This window comes from Sphingobium sp. ba1 (assembly GCF_000743655.1).
In the GTDB taxonomy this organism is placed as follows: Bacteria; Pseudomonadota; Alphaproteobacteria; order Sphingomonadales; family Sphingomonadaceae; genus Sphingobium.
The window spans coordinates 906,417-910,890 of the sequence record NZ_JPPQ01000069.1 but is presented as its reverse complement, the minus strand read 5'-3'; the positions used below and the strand labels follow the sequence as shown (position 1 = coordinate 910,890).

Below are 4,474 nucleotides of genomic sequence, written 5' to 3'. Positions count from 1 at the left end.
TTTCGTCTCCGGGATATGGGCGCCGAATACGTCCGGGCGGCCGAAGGCCGGATCCTTCGCGGCGATGCGGCGCCACAGGTCCCAGGCCGGCGCCGGTCCTTCATTGAGCTTCGCCGGCGTCCTGTGGTCGCCATTGTCGGAATTCTCGGTCAGCGAGCCGATCGTGATGAAGACGAGATCGTCTGGCCCGAGATCGACGCCGCCTTCGACGCCGCGCTCTTTCCAGTGAATGCGGGTCGCTTGCTTGCGGCCGGGCTGGATGTCGAAATCGACATCGGTGACCTCGACGCCGTAGCGGAACGTGACGCCGTGATCGGTCAGCCACTTCACCAGCGGCAGGACCATCGATTCATACTGGTTATAGCGGTTGAACTTGAGCGAGGAGAAGTCGGCGAGACTGCCGATATGATGGATGAAGCGGTGCAGGTAGAGCTTCATCTCCAGCGCGGAATGCCATTCCTCGAAGGCGAACATGGTGCGCCAGTAGAGCCAGAAATTGCTTTTGAGGAAGTCTTCGCCGAAGACCTCGTTGATACGCTTGTTCTCCATCTCCTCGCGCGTCGCGAGGAAGACCGAGAGCAGGTCCTTCTGGGCCTTGTCGTTTAGCGTCAACAGCGCTTTGTCGGGCACGTCCTGGCCCTGGTTCTGCGTCGTGCGCTGGAGCGAAAAGTTGGGATCGTCCTTGTTGAGCCGGTAGAACTCGTCGAGCACGCTGGCGTCCTCGATCTCCAGCGAGGGGATCGAGCGATAAAGGTCCCACAGGCACTCGAAATGTTCTTCCATTTCGCGGCCGCCGCGAATGACGAAGCCCTTTTCGGGCACGTCCAGACCATCGAGCGCGCCACCAGGGATTTCCAGCTCTTCAAGGATGGTGATGCGGTCGCCGGAAACGCCGCCGTCGCGGATCAGGAAGGCCGCGCCGGCAAGCCCCGCCAGCCCCGAACCGACAAACCAAGCCGTCTTCTTGTCGGCGCCCTCGGGCTTGCGGGGACGCACGAAGGCTTCATAGTTTCCGCTGCTATAGTGCATGGCGAACTCCTGTTCTTCTTGTTGGGATCAGTCTGCGGAGGGCTTGTAGCTGTAGAAGCCTTCGCCCGAGGCGATGCCGAGCCTGCCCTTGTCGATGTAGTTTTCCTTCAGCCAGGCGGCGAGCGACTGAGCATGCTCGTCGCCATGCGAGAGGATGTTGTAGGGGGTGTTCAATCCGATGATGTCGTAGATCTGGAACGGCCCCATCGGCGCGCCGGTGGCGATCCGCCAGACCTTGTCGACATCTTCCGGCTCGGCATAGCCGCCGGCCGCCAGATCGGCGGCCGCGTTCAGGAGCGGCACCAAAAGCGAATTGAGGACGTAACCCGCTTTCTCCTTGCGCACCGGGATCGGCACCATGCCGATGGCGGAGGCGAAGGCGATCAGGGCATCGAACACGGCCGGATCGGTGTCGTCCGTGCCCATCACCTCGGCGGTGTTGAACTTCCAGATGCTGTTGGCGAAGTGCAGCGCCAGAAACCAGTCCGGTCGGCCGGTGTAAGCCTTCAGGTCGCTCGGCAGCAGGGTCGAGCTATTGGTGGCGAAGATCGTCCTGTCCGGCGCGAGCCCCGCCAGTTTCTCGTAGAGCGCCTGCTTGATCGAAAGAACCTCCGGAACCGCCTCGATCACGAGGTCCGCGTCCGCGACGGCCGCGCCGAGATCGCTCAGCAGAGCGATCCGCTTGAGCGCCCCGGCCGCCTTGCCGCCAGCCGCGCCCGACACCTCGTTCGTGTAGGTTTCGACGAGCGCCGCCAGCCGTGCGCGCGCCTGTTCGAGCGCTTCCTCGCTGATGTCGTAGGCGACAACATCGAAGCCGCTATAGGCCGTCTGGAAGGCGATCTGGCTCCCGAGGACTCCCGTGCCGAGAACCGCCACTTTCCTGATATCGCTCATCCAATTTCCTTCTGCGCGGTATCGTCACTTAGAAACGGAGCCGCCACCTCCACCGGGACGCGGGCCAGCTTGCCGGTTTCCCGATCGACCAGGGCCCATTGGGTCAGCGAGGCGACGATCGTCCGGCCGTCTTCGGCATGGAATTCGACACATCGTGCATAGCGGGCACCCCGCGGCGCTCGGACGACCCAGGTGATCGCACTGACCTCGTCTCCCGCCCGGACATTGCCGCGATAGTCGACCTCATGGCGCAGCACGACCGCGACGAACCGGTCGCGATCCTGCGGCCGCGCGGCCGTCAGCCAATGCGCCACCGACACATCCTGAATCCAGGTCACCCAGACCGCATTGTTGACATGGCCGAGTTCGTCGATGTCGGCGTCCCGGGCGCGGAAGCGGATATGGAAGCGCCGATGCTCATCCACCTCGCCGACGAGTGGGTGTCCGTGCTCATCGCAGCCGATGCGTCGACGATCTGACACGATCCCGCTCACGAATACGCCTGCTCCTCATGCGACGAACCCAGTCCTGCCATGGCGCGGAAGAAGCCGACGAGCATCTCGTCGCGCGGCATGGCGCCTTCGACATCGCCCTGCACCGCCAGTCCCATCCAGAGCGCGTAAAGACCGATACCGGTCTGCATCGGCGGCAAGGCCGGACGAAGTGCGAAGCGTTGCGTCAGATCGGCGACGAGCTCACCGAACATCCGATAGCAGGCCGCCTTGCCCTCCCGGTGCCGCTCGGCGAAAGCCGGATCGCGCCGGGCATGGAGCTGCAATTCGATCGAGAGCAGTGACCATTGTGCCTCGTCGGCCAACTTCGCGAGCCGCGCGGCCAGCACCTGCAGCGTCGCCTCGATATCGTCGCCGGAGCAGTGCGCGACCAGGTCGCGAAGCAGTGTGACCTCGTCCTGGATATGGCTTTGCAGGATCTCGACCAGCAGATCATCCTTGCTGGCGAAGTTCGAGTAGAAGGCGCCCTGCGAATGCCCTGCGGCGCTGCAGATGTTGCGAATCGACATGGCAGAGACCCCCTCCTCGATAATCGAGGAATGCGCGGCCGCGATCAGCCGGTCCCGCGTCTGGCGCTGCGTGTCCTTGCGCGTAAGCGGCATGGGTTCGTTCTCCAACCAACGGGCGAGACGTGCGAAACCTTTTCGGAGGTTCCGCGTTCTCAGTGAGATCAGATATCAACTGATATCCGAAATCAACGGCGATTTCGACCCGAAATCGTTCCTGGGCAACGAAATCTCAGTGTGAAGGAGCGCTCTTGGCTCAAACCTACATTGGCTATTCCCCGGACGTGGAGGTTCTCGGCGAGGACGAGGAGCGGCTGACCGCCGAGATCCTCGAGATCATGGCCACCACCAACCGGCGGGCCTTCGAGCGTCATCGCCACGCCGTGCGCGACGCCCATGCCAAAAGCCATGGGTTCCTGAAGGGCGAACTGATCGTTCACGAACTGCCCTCGCATCTGCGCCAGGGCTTGTTCGCCCGACCCGCCAACTATCCGGTGGTGATCCGCCTCTCTTCGGCGCCGGGCGACATCCACTCCGATACCATTCCCGCGCCGCGTGGCATGGCGATCAAGGTGATCGGTGTCGATGGCGAGCGGCTTCTCCCCGAAGACCAGGGCCACAACCAGGATTTCCTGCTCGTCAACATCCCGACCTTGAGCTTCGGCACGATCGGTAAATATCGCCAGCTCATCAGCCTTCTGGAGAAGAATGCCCAGAACCCGGCCTTTCTCCAGCGAGCGATGGCTGGGGTCGCGCGCGGCGTGGAGGCGGCAGTCGAAGCGGTCGGCGTCGAGCCCGGCGCCACGCTGCGCGGGCTCGCTCGCGACAATAACCATCTGCTGGGCGAAACCTATCATTCGATGGCGGCGATCCGCTTCGGCGACCATATCGCCAAGATCAGTGCCGCGCCGTTCTCCGACAACGTCCGTGCACTGACCGGCAAGGATGTCGGCGCGGTTGAGGATTCCACCATGCGCGATCTGGTGGTTGAACATTTCCGCGAGCAAGGCGCAGAGTATCAGCTCCGTGCTCAGCTCTGTGCCGATCTCGACAGGATGCCGGTCGAGGACGCCGCCGTGCTCTGGCCGGAAGACCTTTCGCCGCACCAGCCGATCGCGACCCTGCGCATCCCGCCACAGGAGGCCTATTCGCCGGCGCGGCGCGTCTACGGCGATGATGTGCTGTCGTTCAATCCCTGGCACGGTATCCGCGATCATCAGCCACTCGGCTCGATCATGCGCGTGCGCATCGCCGCCTATGAACGATCCACCCGCTACCGCCACGAAATGAACGCGCAACCGCGCGTCGAGCCGGCGAGCATCGACGTCATTCCGGACTGACGATCCGATCGTCACACGCAATCACGAAAGGAGGCCAGCCATGGCCGAGACCGAAGAAACCCCGCAGATCGATGAAACCCGCTTGCAGGCCATCCGCCGCCGCATCGAGGAAGTGGTTGGCGATGCGCCACAGCTCGCCAAGCTCGCCCTCGAGCAGATGGTGACGAAGCATAATCCCGACCTCAAGGGCACA

The 4,474-nt window shown here is 63.3% G+C and carries 5 protein-coding genes; 1 reads left to right on the top strand and 4 read right to left on the bottom strand.

The genetic code is table 11. The features are described 5' to 3' along the window. From IL54_RS07475 to IL54_RS07460, 4 genes are all read right to left on the bottom strand, one after another. Positions 1-1,029: oleate hydratase (locus IL54_RS07475; RefSeq protein ID WP_037478067.1), on the bottom strand; the 1,029-nt coding region annotated here is incomplete at its 3' end. Between the two features lie 27 nt (positions 1,030-1,056). Continuing rightward, entirely contained in the window at positions 1,057-1,923 is an 867-nt protein-coding gene (locus IL54_RS07470; protein WP_037474413.1) for a 3-hydroxyacyl-CoA dehydrogenase, read from the bottom strand. Next, positions 1,920-2,348 (bottom strand): acyl-CoA thioesterase, encoded by a 429-nt coding sequence (locus IL54_RS07465; protein WP_017503239.1) that lies wholly within the window; start codon positions 2,346-2,348, stop codon positions 1,920-1,922. The genes IL54_RS07470 and IL54_RS07465 overlap by 4 nt, the downstream gene beginning before the upstream one ends. 65 nt (positions 2,349-2,413) lie before the next feature. Further along, positions 2,414-3,037, bottom strand: a complete 624-nt coding sequence (locus IL54_RS07460; protein WP_037474410.1) for a TetR/AcrR family transcriptional regulator — start codon at positions 3,035-3,037, stop codon at positions 2,414-2,416. A gap of 155 nt (positions 3,038-3,192) precedes the next feature. Here IL54_RS07460 and IL54_RS07455 point away from each other — a divergent pair, with 155 nt between their 5' ends. After that, on the top strand, positions 3,193-4,281 hold the full coding sequence (locus tag IL54_RS07455; RefSeq protein WP_035219810.1) for a catalase family protein: 1,089 nt from the start codon (positions 3,193-3,195) through the stop codon (positions 4,279-4,281). The last annotated feature ends 193 nt before the right edge of the window (positions 4,282-4,474 follow it).